The 16,930-nt window shown below is 62.3% G+C and carries 14 protein-coding genes; 6 read left to right on the top strand and 8 right to left on the bottom strand.

Features of this window, described 5'->3' with window-relative positions; translation table 11 throughout:
- Positions 1-7 precede the first annotated feature (7 nt).
- The 6 genes from prpD to ACM6IP_RS24175 form a co-directional block, all read right to left on the bottom strand.
- Positions 8-1,492 carry a 2-methylcitrate dehydratase gene (gene prpD, locus ACM6IP_RS24200; RefSeq protein WP_414862426.1) on the bottom strand — a complete coding sequence of 495 codons (1,485 nt, stop codon included), beginning with the start codon at positions 1,490-1,492 and terminating at the stop codon, positions 8-10.
- A gap of 215 nt (positions 1,493-1,707) precedes the next feature.
- Positions 1,708-2,898 carry a 2-methylaconitate cis-trans isomerase PrpF gene (gene prpF, locus ACM6IP_RS24195; protein WP_414862425.1) on the bottom strand — a complete coding sequence of 397 codons (1,191 nt, stop codon included), beginning with the start codon at positions 2,896-2,898 and terminating at the stop codon, positions 1,708-1,710.
- 52 nt (positions 2,899-2,950) lie between these two features.
- Positions 2,951-5,542, bottom strand: a complete 2,592-nt coding sequence (acnD, locus tag ACM6IP_RS24190; protein ID WP_401127428.1) for a Fe/S-dependent 2-methylisocitrate dehydratase AcnD — start codon at positions 5,540-5,542, stop codon at positions 2,951-2,953.
- Positions 5,543-5,745: 203 nt separating this feature from the next.
- Positions 5,746-6,873, bottom strand: a complete 1,128-nt coding sequence (prpC, locus tag ACM6IP_RS24185; RefSeq protein WP_414862424.1) for a 2-methylcitrate synthase — start codon at positions 6,871-6,873, stop codon at positions 5,746-5,748.
- A gap of 134 nt (positions 6,874-7,007) precedes the next feature.
- The gene (gene prpB / locus ACM6IP_RS24180; RefSeq protein ID WP_095165503.1) at positions 7,008-7,898 is read right to left on the bottom strand and encodes a methylisocitrate lyase; all 891 of its coding nucleotides are present in this window, start codon (positions 7,896-7,898) and stop codon (positions 7,008-7,010) included.
- Positions 7,895-8,617 (bottom strand): GntR family transcriptional regulator, encoded by a 723-nt coding sequence (locus ACM6IP_RS24175; RefSeq protein ID WP_095165505.1) that lies wholly within the window; start codon positions 8,615-8,617, stop codon positions 7,895-7,897. Before ACM6IP_RS24175 ends, prpB begins: the two co-directional genes overlap by 4 nt.
- A 269-nt stretch (positions 8,618-8,886) precedes the next feature.
- Here ACM6IP_RS24175 and ACM6IP_RS24170 point away from each other — a divergent pair, with 269 nt between their 5' ends.
- The 4 genes from ACM6IP_RS24170 (at position 8,887) to pabB (ending at position 13,445) form a co-directional block, all read left to right on the top strand.
- Positions 8,887-9,423, top strand: coding sequence for an ATP-dependent zinc protease (locus ACM6IP_RS24170; protein WP_095165650.1), 537 nt, complete (start codon positions 8,887-8,889; stop codon positions 9,421-9,423).
- 5 nt (positions 9,424-9,428) lie between these two features.
- A complete protein-coding gene (locus ACM6IP_RS24165; protein ID WP_095165507.1) occupies positions 9,429-10,961 on the top strand; it encodes an inactive transglutaminase family protein in 1,533 nt (510 codons plus the stop codon).
- Entirely contained in the window at positions 10,961-11,947 is a 987-nt protein-coding gene (locus ACM6IP_RS24160) for an alpha-L-glutamate ligase-like protein (RefSeq protein ID WP_159997133.1), read from the top strand. The genes ACM6IP_RS24165 and ACM6IP_RS24160 overlap by 1 nt, the downstream gene beginning before the upstream one ends.
- Before the next feature lie 154 nt (positions 11,948-12,101).
- On the top strand, positions 12,102-13,445 hold the full coding sequence (gene pabB, locus ACM6IP_RS24155; RefSeq protein ID WP_414862423.1) for an aminodeoxychorismate synthase component I: 1,344 nt from the start codon (positions 12,102-12,104) through the stop codon (positions 13,443-13,445).
- An 84-nt stretch (positions 13,446-13,529) separates the two neighbouring features.
- On the opposite strand, the gene thrH is transcribed toward pabB, so the two are convergent.
- Positions 13,530-14,147: a bifunctional phosphoserine phosphatase/homoserine phosphotransferase ThrH gene (thrH, locus tag ACM6IP_RS24150; protein WP_095165513.1), complete on the bottom strand. Its 618-nt coding sequence runs from the start codon at positions 14,145-14,147 to the stop codon at positions 13,530-13,532.
- A gap of 174 nt (positions 14,148-14,321) precedes the next feature.
- Here thrH and ACM6IP_RS24145 point away from each other — a divergent pair, with 174 nt between their 5' ends.
- Positions 14,322-15,056, top strand: coding sequence for a phosphoadenylyl-sulfate reductase (locus ACM6IP_RS24145; protein ID WP_414862422.1), 735 nt, complete (start codon positions 14,322-14,324; stop codon positions 15,054-15,056).
- 45 nt (positions 15,057-15,101) lie between these two features.
- Here the strand turns inward: ACM6IP_RS24145 and ACM6IP_RS24140 are convergent, their stop codons facing one another.
- The gene (locus ACM6IP_RS24140; protein ID WP_320332705.1) at positions 15,102-16,025 is read right to left on the bottom strand and encodes a LysR family transcriptional regulator; all 924 of its coding nucleotides are present in this window, start codon (positions 16,023-16,025) and stop codon (positions 15,102-15,104) included.
- A 125-nt stretch (positions 16,026-16,150) separates the two neighbouring features.
- On the opposite strand from ACM6IP_RS24140, the gene ACM6IP_RS24135 reads away from it, so the two are divergent.
- Positions 16,151-16,897, top strand: coding sequence for a 3-oxoacyl-ACP reductase family protein (locus tag ACM6IP_RS24135; RefSeq protein WP_414862421.1), 747 nt, complete (start codon positions 16,151-16,153; stop codon positions 16,895-16,897).
- Positions 16,898-16,930: the final 33 nt, after the last annotated feature.

The following is a 16,930-nucleotide window of genomic DNA, read 5'->3' as shown; positions in this document are numbered from 1 at the left end:
TTAGCGGTCAGATCACGAAGAGATCCATGAAGCGGTTCACCGGAGTCGCTTCAAGGGCTGCCTGATCCTTGCACAGGGCAAAGATCTGCGCCGAGCGCTGGGCAGTGAAGCGGGTGGCGAGGTTGGCCTTGAACTTGTCCTCGAGTAACGGAATGCCCTCGGCGCGCCGGCGGCGATGGCCGATCGGGTACTCCACCAGCACTTGTTCGGTACTCGAACCATCCTTGAAAAATACCTGCAGGGCATTGGCGATCGAACGTTTGTCGGCCTCCAGGTACTCGCGGGTAAAACGTGGATCCTCGACTATGACCATCTTCTCGCGCAGGACATCGATGATCGGGTGCGCAGCGTGGAACTGATCTTCGTACTGCTCGGCCACCAGGTTACCGAACGCCAGCGGTACGGCGGTCATGTACTGGATGCAGTGGTCGCGGTCGGCGGCGTTGGCCAGTTGCCCGACCTTGGAGATGATGCGGATCGCCGATTCGTGGGTGGTGATGACAATCCGGTCGATCTCGTGCAGGCGATTACGCACCTGCGGATGCAGGGTCACCGCCGCCTCGCAGGCGGTCTGCGCATGGAACTCGGCCGGGAAGCTGATCTTGAACAGCACGTTTTCCATCACGTAGCTGGCGTAAGGCTGGGAAAAACTGAAGGCGCGCTGATCCGCTGGCTTGAGCGCCAGGTCCTTGTTGGTGTGGCTGAACAGAACGTCGTAGAACCCCCATTGCGTGGCAGTCAGCGCGCCCGGAATGCCCATTTCCCCGCGCAGGGCAATGTCTGCCAGGCGCACCCCGCGACTGGACGCATCACCGGCGGCCCAGGATTTGCGTGAGCCGGCGTTCGGCGCATGCCGGTAGGTGCGCAAGGCCTGGCCATCGACAAAGGAGTGGGATAGCGCCGCCAGCAATTGCTCGCGGCTGGCGCCGAGGAGTTTGGCGCTGACGGCGGTCGAGGCGACCTTGACCAGCAGCACGTGGTCCAGGCCGACCCGGTTGAAGGAGTTCTCCAGGGCAATCACCCCTTGAATCTCGTGGGCCATGATCATCGCGTCGAGCACCGCGCGCATGGTCAGCGGCGAGTCGCCATTGGCCAGGCGCTTTTGCGACAGGTGATCGGCCAGCGCCAGGATCGCCCCGAGGTTATCCGAGGGATGACCCCATTCCGCAGCCAGCCAGGTGTCGTTGTAGTCGAGCCAGCGGACGATGCAGCCGATGTCCCAGGCCGCCTTGACCGGGTCCAGGCGAAAACTCGTGCCTGGCACCCGGGCGCCAAAGGGCACGATCGTGCCTTCGACCATCGGCCCAAGGTGTTTGGTGCATTCGGGAAAACGCAGGGCCAGCAGGCCGCAGCCGAGGGTATCGAGCAGGCAGTTGCGGGCGGTGTCCAGGGCCTCCCGGGACTCGATCCGGTAGTTCAGGACGTAGTCGGCGATGTCCTGCAGGACCTGGTCATAGTCAGGACGGTCGTTTAAGTCAACGTTGGCGCTCATGTTCGATTCACTCGGGCAGTGGTTCGTAAATGGGACCTCGGTTCAGGGCTAACACGGACAACCTATTCTTATGATATTCCCCCCTGTAGGAGCGAGCTTGCTCGCGATGAACTCAAGAACAACGCGTTTAATCAGACGATACGCGTCATCGTTAACGTCCATCGCGAGCAAGCCGCAAGCGGGCGCTCGCTCCCACAAGGGGCTATGTTTCAAGGTTAGAACGAATCCCCAGGGACCCGCACCCAGCCTTCCATCAGCACTCGCGCGCTGCGGCTCATGATGGCTTTGGTCACGCTCCATTCGCCGTCCACCAGGTTGGCTTCAGCGCCGACCCGCAAGGTGCCGGATGGGTGGCCAAAACGTACCGCGTTGCGCTCGACGCCGCCGGCCGCCAGATTGACCAGGGTGCCGGTGATGGCCGCCGCGGTGCCGATGGCCACTGCTGCGGTGCCCATCATTGCGTGGTGCAGCTTGCCCATGGACAGCGCCCGCACCAGCAGGTCGACATCGCCCGCCGCCACGGGTTTGCCGCTGGAGGACAGGTAATCGCTGGGCCGCGCGACGAACGCTACCTTGGGGGTGTGTTGGCGCTTGGCCGCTTCGTCGAGGTTGGCAATCAAGCCCATGCGCAAGGCGCCGTGAGCACGGATCGTCTCGAACATGGCCAATGCCTTGGGATCGCCGTTGATCTCGCCCTGCAATTCGCGGCCGGTGTAACCGATATCCTCGGCATTGACAAAGATCGTCGGGATGCCCGCATTGATCATGGTCACCTGCAAGGTGCCAACACCCGGCACGTGCAGTTCATCCACCAGGTTGCCGGTGGGGAACATCGAACCGCCAGCGCCCTCTTCCTCGGCCGCCGGGCTGATGAATTCCAACTGTACTTCAGCGGCCGGGAAGGTCACGCCGTCGAGTTCGAAATCACCGGTTTCCTGCACCGCGCCCTGGGTAATCGGCACATGGGCGATGATGGTCTTGCCGATGTTGGCCTGCCAGATGCGCACCACGGCCACGCCGTTGTCCGGCACCCGGGCAGGATCGACCAGGCCACTGCTGACGGCGAACGAACCGACCGCTGCCGACAGGTTGCCGCAATTACCGCTCCAGTCGACAAACGGCTTGTCGATGGAGACCTGGCCAAACAGGTAATCCACATCGTGATCGGCCTTGAGGCTCTTGGACAGGATCACCGTCTTGCTGGTGCTCGAGGTCGCGGCGCCCATGCCGTCGATCTGCTTTTCGTAAGGGTCCGGGCTGCCAATCACCCGCAGCAACAGCGCGTCGCGCGCCGGGCCAGGAACCTGCGCCGACTCGGGCAAATCCTGGAGGCTGAAGAACACGCCTTTGCTGGTGCCACCACGCATGTAGGTGGCGGGAATCTTGATCTGAGGTGCGTGAGCCATGATGGTCCTTAATGGGCCGGCGCGGGACTGACGCCCCGCGCGGCACGTTCTGTTAAACGGCGACAGCCGATTCGAGGAAGTCCTGGGCAAAGCGCTGCAGCACGCCGCCCGCCTCGTAGATCGACACCTCTTCAGCGGTATCCAGGCGGCAGGTCACCGGCACCTCGACCTGCTCACCGTTCTTGCGAGTGATGACCAGGGTCAGGGTTGCACGCGGGGTGCGAGCGCCCACCACGTCGTAGGTTTCGGTACCGTCGATACCCAGGGTCTTGCGGTCGGTGCCCGGCTTGAACTCCAGCGGCAACACGCCCATGCCGACCAGGTTGGTGCGGTGGATACGCTCGAAGCCTTCGGCCGCAATGGCCTCCACACCCGCCAGGCGCACGCCCTTGGCCGCCCAGTCGCGGGACGAGCCCTGGCCGTAGTCAGCACCGGCGATGATGATCAGCGGCTGCTTGCGTTCCATGTAGGTTTCGATCGCTTCCCACATGCGCATGACCTGCCCTTCCGGCTCGACCCGCGCCAGCGAACCCTGCTTGACCTTGCCGTTTTCCTGGACCATTTCGTTGAACAGTTTCGGGTTGGCGAAGGTCGCGCGTTGCGCGGTCAGGTGGTCACCGCGGTGGGTTGCGTAGGAGTTGAAGTCTTCCTCCGGCAGGCCCATTTTCGCCAGGTATTCGCCGGCGGCGCTGTCGAGCATGATCGCGTTGGACGGCGACAAGTGATCGGTGGTGATGTTGTCCGGCAGCACGGCCAGCGGGCGCATGCCCTTGAGTGGACGTGCCCCGGCCAACGCGCCTTCCCAGTACGGCGGACGGCGGATGTAGGTGCTCTGCTCGCGCCAGTCGTAGAGCGGCGTGACTTTCGGGCCGGTGTCTTCGTGGATGGCGAACATCGGGATGTACACCTGACGGAACTGCTCCGGCTTGACCGAGGCCTTGACCACCGCGTCGATTTCTTCGTCGCTTGGCCAGATGTCTTTCAGACGGATTTCCTGGCCATCGACCACGCCCAACACGTCTTTTTCGATGTCGAAACGGATGGTCCCGGCAATGGCGTAAGCGACCACCAGTGGCGGCGACGCAAGGAATGCTTGCTTGGCGTACGGGTGAATCCGTCCGTCGAAGTTGCGGTTACCCGACAACACGGCGGTGGCGTACAGGTCGCGGTCGATGATCTCTTGCTGGATCACCGGGTCCAGTGCACCCGACATGCCGTTGCACGTGGTGCAGGCAAACGCCACGACGCCAAAACCCAGTTGTTCCAGCTCATCGGTCAGGCCGGCCTCGTCCAGGTACAGGGCCACGGTCTTCGAACCCGGCGCCAGGGACGACTTGACCCACGGCTTGCGAGTCAGGCCCAGCTTGTTGGCGTTGCGCGCCAGCAGGCCGGCGGCAATCACGTTGCGTGGGTTGCTGGTGTTGGTGCAACTGGTGATGGCCGCGATGATCACCGCGCCGTCAGGCATTTGCCCTGGCACGTCATCCCATTGCCCGGAGATACCCTTGGCCGCCAGGTCCGAGGTCGCGACACGGGCGTGCGGGTTGCTCGGGCCGGCCATGTTGCGCACCACCGAAGACAGATCGAAGCTCAGGCTGCGCTCGTACTGCGCGCCCGCCAGGCTGTCGGCCCACAGGCCGGTCTGCTTGGCGTACTGCTCGACCAAACGCACCTGCTCGTCTTCGCGGCCGGTGAGTTTCAGGTAATCGATGGTCTGCTGGTCGATGTAGAACATCGCCGCGGTGGCGCCGTATTCCGGGGCCATGTTGGAAATGGTTGCACGGTCGCCCAGGGTCAGGCGCGATGCACCCTCACCGAAGAATTCCAGCCAGGCACCGACGACTTTTTGCTGGCGCAGGTATTCGGTCAACGCCAGCACCATGTCGGTGGCGGTGATGCCTGGTTGCAGCTTGCCAGTCAGTTCGACGCCGACGCTTTCCGGCAGGCGCATCCAGGAGGCACGGCCGAGCATCACGCTTTCGGCTTCCAGGCCACCGACACCGATGGCGATCACGCCCAGGGCATCGACGTGCGGGGTGTGGCTGTCAGTGCCGACGCAGGTATCGGGGAACGCCACGCCGTCACGCACCTGGATCACCGGAGACATTTTCTCCAGGTTGATCTGGTGCATGATGCCGTTGCCCGGCGGGATCACGTCGACGTTCTTGAAGGCTTTTTTGGTCCAGTTGATGAAGTGGAAACGGTCCTCGTTGCGGCGGTCCTCGATGGCGCGGTTCTTCTCGAACGCCTCGGGATCAAAACCACCGCGCTCGACGGCCAGGGAGTGGTCGACGATCAACTGGGTCGGTACCACCGGGTTGACCTGCGCCGGATCGCCACCTTGCAGGGCAATCGCGTCACGCAGGCCAGCCAGGTCCACCAGGGCAGTCTGGCCGAGAATGTCGTGGCACACCACGCGCGCCGGGAACCATGGGAAGTCGAGGTCGCGCTTGCGTTCGATCAATTGCTTGAGCGAGTCGGTCAGGGTCGCCGGATCACAGCGCCGCACCAGGTTTTCCGCCAGCACGCGAGAGGTGTACGGCAGGGTGGCATAGGCGCCCGCCTGGATCGCATCGACCGCCGCGCGAACGTCGAAGTAATCCAGATGGCTGCCGGGAAGCGATTTGCGAAATTCAGTGTTCATCGTCAGGACTCGGTCACGGTAGTTTCAAAGGGGGCTGCTGGCAGCAGGGCTGAGATCAATGCAATCCACTGTGGGAGCGGGCTTGCCCGCGATTGCGGTGGGTCATCTGACATTTATGTCGAATGTGACCCTGTCATCGCGGGCAAGCCCGCTCCCACAGGGATCTGCATAATGTTCAGATCCCTGCGTCAGCGCCCTCCAGATCAGCGTTGTTCGATTGGCACGAACTTGCGCTGTTCGACGCCGGTGTACTCGGCGCTCGGGCGGATGATGCGGTTGTTGGCGCGCTGTTCGAACACGTGTGCCGCCCAGCCGGTCAGGCGCGAGCAGACGAAGATCGGGGTGAACAGCTTGGTCGGGATGCCCATGAAGTGGTACGCCGAGGCATGGTAGAAGTCGGCGTTGGGGAACAGTTTCTTCTGCTCCCACATGGTCTTGTCGATGGCTTCGGAGACCGGGAACAGCACAGTGTCACCGACTTCGTCGGCGAGTTTTTTCGACCAGCCCTTGATCACTTCATTGCGCGGATCGTTGTCTTTATAGATCGCGTGGCCGAAGCCCATGATCTTGTCCTTGCGCTCGAGCATGCCCAGGGTGCCCTTGATCGCTTCTTCAGGCGACGAGAAACGCTGGATCATTTCCATCGCCGCCTCGTTGGCGCCACCGTGCAGCGGGCCACGCAGCGAACCGATGGCCGCAGTGATGCAGGAGAACAGGTCCGACAGGGTCGAAGCGCAAACCCGCGCGGTGAAGGTCGACGCATTGAACTCGTGCTCGGCGTAGAGGATCAGCGACACGTTCATTACCTTGACGTGCAACTCGCTCGGCTTCTCATCGTGCAGCAGGTGCAGGAAGTGACCACCGATGGACGGCTCGTCGCTGACGCAATTAATGCGCTTGCCGTCGTGGCTGAAGCGATACCAGTAGCACATGATCGCCGGGAAGGCGGCCAGCAGGCGGTCGGTCTTGTCGTGCTGCTCGCTGAAGTTGTGCTCGGCCTCCAGGTTACCGAGGAACGAGCAGCCGGTACGCATCACATCCATCGGATGGGCGTCGGCCGGAATGCGTTCGAGGACTTCTTTCAAGGCTTGCGGCAGGTCGCGCAGCTTGCTCAGCTTGGCCACATAGGCGTCCAGTTGCGCCTGGCTCGGCAGCTCGCCGTACAGCAGCAGGTAGGCCACTTCCTCGAACTGCGCATCCGCCGCCAGTTCGCGCACGTCGTAGCCACGGTAAGTCAGGCCTGCACCTTCCTGGCCAACGGTGGACAGTGCGGTTTGCCCGGCAACCTGACCACGGAGCCCGGCGCCACTCAATACTTTTGCTTCGGCCATTGCTGTCTCCAATCTTGAATTTTTTAGGGAATCGGCAAGTTCTTTCTGATTAACAACGTATATGTGTAGCAGCTGGCGAGTCCTTCGGACTCGAACACAGCCTCGCGGGCTCGGCAGCTGCTACAGGGTTTGCCTTATTTCTTTGCCGCGAACAGCGCATCGAGCTTCTGCTCGAAGGTGTGGTAGTCGATGCGATCGTAAAGCTCCATGCGCGTCTGCATGGTGTCGATGACGTTCTGCTGCGTGCCATCGCGACGGATCGCGGTGTAGACGTTCTCGGCGGCCTTGTTCATGGCGCGGAACGCCGACAGCGGGTACAGCACCAGCGACACGTCGGCCGCCCTCAGTTGCTCGGTGGTGTACAGCGGCGTGGCGCCGAATTCGGTGATGTTGGCCAGGATCGGCGCTTTCACGCGGCTGGCGAACAACTTGTACATTTCCAGCTCGGTGATGGCTTCCGGGAACACCATGTCGGCACCGGCTTCGATGCAGGCGGCGGCACGATCCAGGGCCGACTCCAGGCCTTCGACTGCCAGGGCGTCGGTGCGGGCCATGATCACGAAGCTGTCATCGGTGCGCGCATCCACGGCCGCCTTGATGCGGTCGACCATTTCCTGCTGGGTCACGATTTCTTTATTAGGACGGTGGCCGCAACGCTTGGCGCCGACCTGGTCCTCGATGTGGATCGCCGCCGCGCCGAACTTGATCATCGACTTGACGGTGCGGGCCACGTTGAAGGCCGAGGAACCAAAACCGGTGTCGACGTCCACCAGCAACGGCAGGTCGCAGACGTCGGTGATCCGGCGGACGTCGGTCAACACGTCATCCAGCCCGGTAATGCCCAGGTCCGGCACGCCGAGGGAGCCGGCAGCCACCCCGCCACCGGACAGATAAATAGCCTTGAAACCGGCGCGCTTGGCCAGCAGCGCGTGGTTGGCGTTGATCGCGCCGACCACTTGCAACGGCTGCTCGCTGGCAACCGCATCACGGAAACGCTGGCCTGGTGTGCTCTTGTTGGAACTCATGACTCACCTCGTGGAGTGACTGTCTGGTGGGCGCCGTCCTGATAGTGACGGGCGATGTTGCGTTTTGAAGCGCCGATGTGGCGACGCATCAACAACTCGGCCAATTCACCGTCACGGTCGGCGATGGCATCGAGAATTCGGTGGTGTTCGGCAAACGCCTGGCGTGGCCGATTGGGAGTGGCGGAAAACTGGATGCGGTACATGCGCACCAGTTGATACAACTCGCCGCAAAGCATTTGGGTCAGCGTGCGGTTGCCGCTGCCCTGGATGATCCGGTAGTGGAAATCGAAGTCACCTTCCTGCTGGTAGTAGCCCACGCCTGCCTGGAACGCCTCGTCGCGCTCGTGGGTCTCCAGGACCCGGCGCAGCTCGTCGATGTCTTCGCTGCTCATGCGCTCGGCGGCCAGGCGACAGGCCATGCCTTCCAGCGACTCGCGGATTTCATAGAGTTCAATCAGTTCGGCGTGGCTCAGCGATACCACTCGGGCCCCGACGTGCGGTACGCGCACCAGCAGGCGCTGGCCTTCGAGACGGTGGATGGCCTCGCGCAGCGGCCCGCGGCTAATGCCGTAGGTGCGCGCCAGCTCTGGCTCGGAGATTTTGCTGCCCGGGGCGATGTCACCTTTGACGATGGCCGCCTGGATGCGGCGAAAGACGTTCTCGGAAAGGGTTTCCGAATCGTCCGAGGCCAGCACCGGGGGATCGAGTTGATCCAGCATATTGTCGACACCTTGTGAGTCAATGCGCCATAAACTAGCCAATACCAGCCTACCAGTCAAAGGAAATAGAGTGATTGTCGACAATCGTCTAATAAACCCTTTGGATAAATCGAAATCGAAGGATCACCTCGGCGCTGGCACCAGAAAACCACCGTGCTAGAATGCCGCCCGCATTTGCCTGTCATCTTTTTATGGCAGGCACACGAGGCGCTTGTGCAGCAATGCCAGTCACCTTGAACTGAAGAATGGACAGCAACGCGCCAGGATTTATGAGACTCAAGCACCTCCCTTTATTGCTCTGCCTGTCCTGCCTGCCGAGCCTTGGCTACGCGGGTGAAAAGACCGTGTACGGCCTCAACGAATACGCCCAGCTGTCAGGCATCGACCTGGAAGTCGCGGCCAAACTCGACACCGGGGCCAAGACCGCCTCCCTCAGTGCCCGCGATATCAAGCGTTTCAAACGCAACGGCGAGTCCTGGGTGCGCTTCTACCTGGCTATCGACGCCGCCCACTCGCACCCGATCGAACGCCCGCTGGCCCGGGTCAGCAAGATCAAGCGGCGCGCCGGCGACTACGATCCCGAAGAGGGCAAGAAGTACACCGCACGTCCGGTAATCGAGCTGGATATCTGCATGGGATCGGCTTTGCGCAGCATAGAAGTGAACTTGACCGACCGAAGTGCATTCCAATACCCGCTCTTGATCGGCTCCGAAGCCCTGAAACGCTTTGATGCACTGGTCGACCCTAGCCTTAAATACGCTGCTGGCAAACCCGCCTGCGCCACCGACGTTCACACCGCAGAGTAATACCCATGCGCGCTCTTACCCTTCATCTGAAACTGCTGATCGCCATCCTGGTGGTGCTGGGCATTTCAGTTACGGCCTATCAGATTTTCGTGCTGGGCATCCCGGTGACCGAAGACGCCACCGACGACCTGTGGAACATCGACGCCAAGGTCGAGTTTGTCGCCAGCGCCAAGGACCCGGTAAAGATCCAGATGTTCGTGCCGCCCTTGAGCCGCGACTATGTCAGCCTCAATGAAAGCTTCATCTCCAACAACTATGGGGTGGCGGTCAACCGCGTCGACGGCAACCGCAAGGTCACCTGGTCGGCACGCCGCGCCAAGGGCAACCAGACCCTGTACTACCGCCTGGTGCTGACCAAGCGCTACACCGCCGATAAACCCAAGATCAAGGGCCCGACCTTCCGCGACAGCATCGCCATCGAAGGTCCGGAGAAGATCGCCGCCGAAGCCCTGCTCGCGCCGATCCGCCAGCACTCGGCCGACGTCGAGACCTTCATCAGCGAAGCGATCAAGCGGGTCAACAACAGCAACGACGACAACGCCAAGATGCTCCTGGCGGGCGACCCGGCGCCGGCGCACAAGGCCAAGATCGTCGAGCTGCTGCTGTCCATCGCCCACGTGCCGGTGGAAAAGGTCCACACCATTCGCCTGGTGGCCGACCAGCCCCAGACCCCGGAACTCTGGCTGCGCAGCTTCAACGGTACCGACTGGCTGTACTTCAACCCCGAGACTGGCGAGCAGGGCCTGCCAAGCGACCGCCTGCTGTGGTGGACCGGCGATGACAACCTGATCACTGTCGATGGCGGCAAGAAAGCCACCGTGACCTTCAGCCTGAACAACAGCGAAATGAACGCCATTCGCCTGGCCAAGCTGACCGACGAGAACACCGACGCCAACTTCCTCGAGTACTCGTTGTACGGCTTGCCCCTGCAAACCCAGCAGACCTTCATGATCATGGTCATGATCCCGATCGGCGTGCTGGTGATCCTGATCCTGCGCAACCTGATCGGCCTGCAGACCCTGGGCACCTTCACCCCGGTGCTGATCGCCCTGGCCTTCCGCGAGACTCAGTTGGGCTTCGGGATCGTGCTGTTTACCGTGATTACCGCCCTGGGCCTGTCACTACGCTCCTACCTTGAGCACCTGAAACTGCAGATGCTGCCGCGCTTGTCGGTGGTGTTGACGTTCGTGGTGGTGCTGATTGCCGCCATCAGCCTGTTCAGCCACAAGCTGGGCCTGGAACGCGGCCTGTCGGTGGCGCTGTTCCCGATGGTGATCCTGACCATGACCATCGAACGCCTGTCGATTACCTGGGAAGAACGTGGCGGTGGCCATGCCATGAAAGTGGCGATCGGCACTCTGTTCGCCGCCTCCCTGGCGCACCTGATCATGAGCGTGCCTGAGCTGGTGTACTTCGTCTTCACCTTCCCGGCGATCCTGCTGATCCTGGTGGGCTTCATGCTGGCCATGGGGCGTTATCGCGGTTACCGCCTGACCGAGCTGGTGCGTTTTAAAGCCTTCCTCAAGGCTGACTCGTAATGTTCGGTTTCTGGAAGACCTGGAAGGCCCTGGAGGCGCGGGGCATCATGGGCATCAACCGGCGTAACGCCGACTACGTGCTCAAGTACAACAAGCGCAGCCTGTACCCGATCGTCGATGACAAGATCATCACCAAGGAACGGGCAATCAAGGCCGGTATCCACGTGCCGCAGATGTACGGGGTGATCTCCACCGAGAAGGAAATCGACAAGCTCGGCGAGATCATCGACGGCCACAGCGACTTCGTCATCAAGCCGGCACAAGGTGCCGGCGGTGACGGCATCCTGGTGATCGCCGACCGTTTCGAAGGGCGCTATCGGACCGTCTCCGGGAAGATCATCAGCCATGAGGAAATCGAGCACCAGATTTCCAGCATCCTCACCGGCCTGTACTCCCTGGGCGGCCACCGCGACCGTGCACTGATCGAGTACCGGGTGATACCCGACCAGATCTTCAAGAGCATCAGCTATGAGGGCGTGCCGGACATCCGCATCATCGTGCTGATGGGCTACCCGGTGATGGCCATGCTGCGCTTGCCGACCCGCCAGTCCGGCGGCAAGGCCAACCTGCACCAGGGCGCCATCGGCGTTGGTGTCGACCTGGCTACCGGCCTGACGTTGCGCGGTACCTGGCTGAACAACATCATCACCAAACACCCGGACACCACCAACGCGGTGGACGGCGTGCAACTGCCCTACTGGGACGGTTTCATGAAGCTTGCCGCCGGTTGTTATGAACTGTGCGGCCTGGGCTACATTGGCGTCGACATGGTGCTGGACCAGGAAAAAGGCCCGCTGATCCTCGAACTCAACGCGCGTCCAGGGCTGAACATCCAGATTGCCAACGACTGCGGGCTGACGTTGCGCACCCACGCGGTGGAAGCGCGCCTGGAAGAGCTCAAGGCCCAGGGCATCAGCGAAACCGTGGAAGAGCGCGTGCGGTTTGTCCAGGACCGGTTCGGGCATATTCCTGCGGTCGAGGGCTGATCGCCGAAACCGCTGCACCTATCGCCAGCAGGCTGGCTCCCACACTGGGTCCGTGGGGGAGCCAGCCTGCTGTTGATGGCCAATCCCCTCTAGGAGCATTTCCTACAGAGGACTACAATCGCCACCCCGCCTCAATGGCTGATCTACCCCGCTCATGTCGACCTGTTCCGTATACCCGCTGCCCTATCACGCCAACCCCGCCGAGTATTTCGCGGCGATCCGTCATGCTCCCGGCAGCGTGCTGCTCGACAGTGGCCGGCCGACCGCCGAGCGCGGGCGGTATGACCTGCTCAGCGCCTGGCCGCTGGCGACGCTGGCGGTCGCGCCGGATGAAAGCGGCGCAGGCTTCCTGCAACGCTTGCGCAGCACTCTCGGCCAATTGGGTGAAGCGACCATCCCGGCGCCTTTCGAACTGCCATTCGCCGGCGGCCTGATCGGCTACCTCAGCTACGATTTCGGCCGGCACCTGGAGGCCCTGCCCCACCAGGCGCAAGACGACCTGCAACTGCCCGATGCGCGCTTCGGCCTGTATGCCTGGGCGCTGATCAGCGACCACCTGCTGGGCACCAGCCAACTGGTGTTTCACCCCCACGTCAGCGCGGCCGAGCGCCAGCGCCTGCGCGACGTGTTCAGCCAGCCGGCCGCAGCGAGCAGCGCGACTTTCAGCCTCGAGGGACCGATGCGGCCCGACCTCAGTCCTGAGGATTATCGGCAGGCATTCGAGCGCATCCAGCACTACATCCAGGCCGGTGACTGCTATCAGGTCAACTTTGCCCAACGGTTCCGCGCGCAGTGCCAGGGCGACGCCTGGACCGCTTATTGCGCACTGCGGGCAGCGTGCCCGACGCCGTTCTCAGGTTTTCAGAGCCTGCCCGACGGCGGTGCAGTACTCAGTCTGTCACCCGAGCGTTTCGTCAAAGTCAGCCAGCGCCAGGTGGAGACCCGCCCGATCAAAGGCACCCGCCCACGCGGACGCGATGCCGTCGAAGACGCGGCCAATGCCGCTGAACTGCTGGCCAGCCCCAAGGATCGCGCGGAAAACCTGATGATCGTCGACCTGTTGCGCAACGACCTGGGCCGCACCTGCCGCATCGGTTCGGTGCGCGTACCGGAATTGTTCAGCCTGGAAAGCTACCCCAACGTGCACCACCTGGTGAGCAGCGTCACCGGCGAGCTGGCAGCCGACAAGGACGCCCTGGACCTGATCGCCGGTAGCTTTCCTGGCGGCTCGATCACCGGTGCGCCGAAAATCCGCGCGATGCAGATCATCGACGAACTGGAACCCACCCGTCGCGGCTTGTACTGCGGCTCGTTGTTGTACCTGGACGTGCGCGGGCAAATGGACAGCTCGATCGCCATCCGCAGCCTACTGGTCAAAGATGCCCAAGTCTGCTGCTGGGGCGGCGGCGGAATCGTCGCCGACTCGCAGTGGCAGGCCGAGTATCAGGAGTCGATCACCAAGGTGAAGGTGCTGCTCGAAACCCTGCAGAACCTATAAAAACATCGCGAGCAGGCTCGTTCCCACAGGGAGCACATTCCATTGTGGGAGCGAGCCTGCTCGCGATAGCGTCCTCAAGGACGGTTACAGGCTCAACTCCCGGTTCGAAGCCTTGAGAAATTCCTGCTTCAACTCGGCAAACGTGTGCACCGCCGGAAACTGCGGGAACTCACGGATCACATTGTCCGGTGCATGGAACAGAATCCCGGCATCAGCCTCGCCCAGCATGGTGGTGTCGTTGTACGAATCACCCGCGGCGATCACCCGGTAGTACAGGCTCTTGAAGGCCAGGACCGACTGGCGCTTGGGGTCTTTCTGGCGCAACTGATAACCGGTGACCCGACCGGTCTCGTCGGTGACCAGGCGATGGCAGAGCAAGGTCGGGAAGCCCAGTTGACGCATCAGCGGTTGGGAAAATTCGTAGAAAGTGTCGGACAGGATCACCACCTGGAAGCGCTCACGCAGCCAATTGACGAACTCGATGGCGCCCTCCAGCGGCTTGAGGGTGCCGATCACTTCCTGGATATCGGCCAGCTTCAGGCCGTGCTCGTCGAGGATGCGCAGGCGCTGCTGCATCAGCACGTCGTAGTCGGGAATATCCCGGGTGGTTGCCCTGAGGGATTCAATCCCGGTTTTTTCGGCAAAGGCGATCCAGATTTCCGGGACCAGGACACCTTCCAGGTCGAGACAGGCAATTTCCACAACACACTCCCATTTGTACTGATTATTGAGTTGAGCGAGCAAAAGGACTGCCGAACTCTAGCGAGTCATCACCCGCTGCGCAACGCAGACAAGCGCGCCAGCGGGCCCGGGTTTTTGCTAACATCGCCTGCATATAGAGCGCTTAGCGCCACAGACCTGTAGGAAACCGCCCTGATGAGCCCATCGTTCGACGTCGCTGAACTCGCCGCGACCTATGCCAACAAATCCGCCCAGGACATTCTCAAACTGGCCTTTGCCGAGTTCGGGGACGACCTGTGGATCTCCTTCAGCGGCGCCGAGGATGTGGTGCTGGTGGACATGGCCTGGAAGCTCAATAAAAACGTCAAGGTCTTCAGCCTCGACACCGGGCGCCTGCACCCGGAGACCTATCGTTTCATCGATCAGGTCCGCGAGCACTACAACATCCAGATCGAACTGGTGTCGCCGGACCACAGCAAGCTGGAACCTTTCGTCAAGGAAAAAGGCCTGTTCAGCTTCTACAAGGACGGTCACGGCGAATGCTGCGGCATCCGCAAGATTGAACCGCTGCGCCGCAAACTCTCCACTGTGCGCGCCTGGGCCACCGGCCAACGCCGCGACCAGAGCCCGGGAACCCGCAGCCAGGTGGCCGTGCTGGAAATCGACAGCGCGTTCTCCACCGCCGAGCGCCCGCTGTACAAGTTCAACCCGCTGGCGCAAATGAGCAGCGAAGAGATCTGGGGCTACATCCGCATGCTGGAGCTGCCCTACAACAGCCTGCACGAGCGCGGCTTCATCAGCATCGGCTGCGAACCCTGCACCCGCCCGGTGCTGCCGAACCAGCACGAGCGCGAAGGTCGCTGGTGGTGGGAAGAGGCCACCCAGAAAGAATGCGGCCTGCACGCCGGCAACATCATCAAGAAAGCCTGATCCTGGTGGGAGCACAGCTTGCTCGCGACCATCACGCCGCGCGATTCAGACCGCACTGAATCGCACAGCCCACTGCTGCTGCGCAAACTGCTCGATGATGAAATCGACAAACACCCGGGTCTTGCCCGGTAGCAGCTTGTGCTCGGCGTAGTAGATGGAAATGTTGCCGTCATCGACGTACCAGTCCGGCAACACCCGCTGCAACGTTCCCGCCTGTAGATAACCCAGCGCAAACGGCATGCTCACCAGCGCAATGCCCAGACCCTGGGTCGCCGTGGCACAGGCCGCTTCCGAGTCACTGAGGGTCATCCGCACCTTGAGGTTCAGCGGGCTGTGTTGCTGCTGGCGACTGGTCAATTGCCAGGAACGTACGCGACCGGTCTGCGGCGAGCGAATCAGGATGCCGTCGTGGTGGCGCAGATCATCCGGTTCGAGCACCGGCGGTTGGCGTGCCAGGTACTCCGGGGACGCCACCAGCACCCGATGGGCCGGGGTCAGTCGACGGGCGACCACCCCCTGGGGCAGCTCGAAGCCGCCGCCGATCGCCGCGTCGAAGCCCTGGCCGATCAGGTCGACCTGGCGGTTATCGAAATGCCAATCCGGGTTGATCGCCGGATAGCGCCCCAGGAACTCCCCCAGCAACGGCACGATGTACAACCGGCCGAACACCGTGCCCATACTGACCTTGAGGGTCCCGGCCGGACGCCCTTCGGCGCTGGCCAGGTTCGCCACCGCATTCTGGATGGTATGCAGGCTGGCGCTGACCTCACCGAGAAACAACTGACCGGCCTCGGTCAGCGTCAGGCGCCGGGTACTGCGCTGAAACAGCCGCACACCCAGGCGCGCCTCCAGCTTGGCGACACTCTTGCCCACCGCCGCCGGGGTCAGGCTCAAGCGTCGTGCAGCCTCGGCAAAGCTGCCGACCTCGGCGCTACGGACGAAGCATTCGATACTGCTGAAGGTTTCCATGATCGCCACTATAAACTTTTGGTTTACACAGACTATCGCAATCAGGGTCTACTCAGGGGGTAATGGGAAATCAATACTAGGCTCCATCAACCGGGACACTTCGCCTCGGGACTTTGGAGATCGACATGACCACTCAACCTCTCAGCGGCAAAGTAGCGCTGATCCAGGGCGGCTCCCGCGGTATCGGCGCGGCCATCGTCCAGCGCCTGGCCGCTGAAGGCGCCGCCGTTGCCTTTACCTACGTCAGCTCCACCGCCAAGGCAAAGGAGCTGCAGGACAGCATCATTGCCACAGGTGGCAAAGCCCTGGCGATCCAGGCCGACAGCGCCGATGCCGTGGCCATCCGCCAGGCGGTCAATAGCACCGTGCAAACCTTTGGGCGGCTGGACATCCTGGTCAACAACGCGGGCGTGCTGGCCATTGCTGCGTTGGAGGATTTCAAACTCGAAGACTTCGACCAGACGCTGGCTATCAATGTGCGCAGCGTGTTCATCGCCAGCCAGGAAGCCGCACGGCACATGGGCGCCGGCGGTCGCATTATCAACATCGGCAGCACCAACGCCGACCGCATGCCCTTCGCCGGTGGTGGCCCCTACGCCATGAGCAAGGCCGCACTGGTCGGCCTGACCAAGGGCCTGGCCCGCGACCTGGGTCCACGGGGCATCACCATCAACAACGTGCAACCCGGCCCGGTCGACACCGACATGAACCCGGCCCACGGCGAGTTCGCCGAAAGCCTGATCCCGCTGATGGCTGTGGGCCGTTATGGCACCGCTGACGAAATCGCCAGTTTTGTTGCCTACCTGGCCGGTCCGCAAGCGGGATACATCACCGGGGCCAGCTTGACCATCGACGGTGGTTTTGGCGCCTGAGACCTTTACCGGCACAATAAAACGCCGGGTAAC

Origin of the sequence: Pseudomonas sp. IT-P176, assembly GCF_949767245.1 — a bacterium.
Classification (GTDB): Bacteria; Pseudomonadota; Gammaproteobacteria; order Pseudomonadales; family Pseudomonadaceae; genus Aquipseudomonas.
The sequence above is the reverse complement of the archived record's forward strand: the minus strand, read 5'-3'. Positions and strand labels throughout refer to the sequence as shown.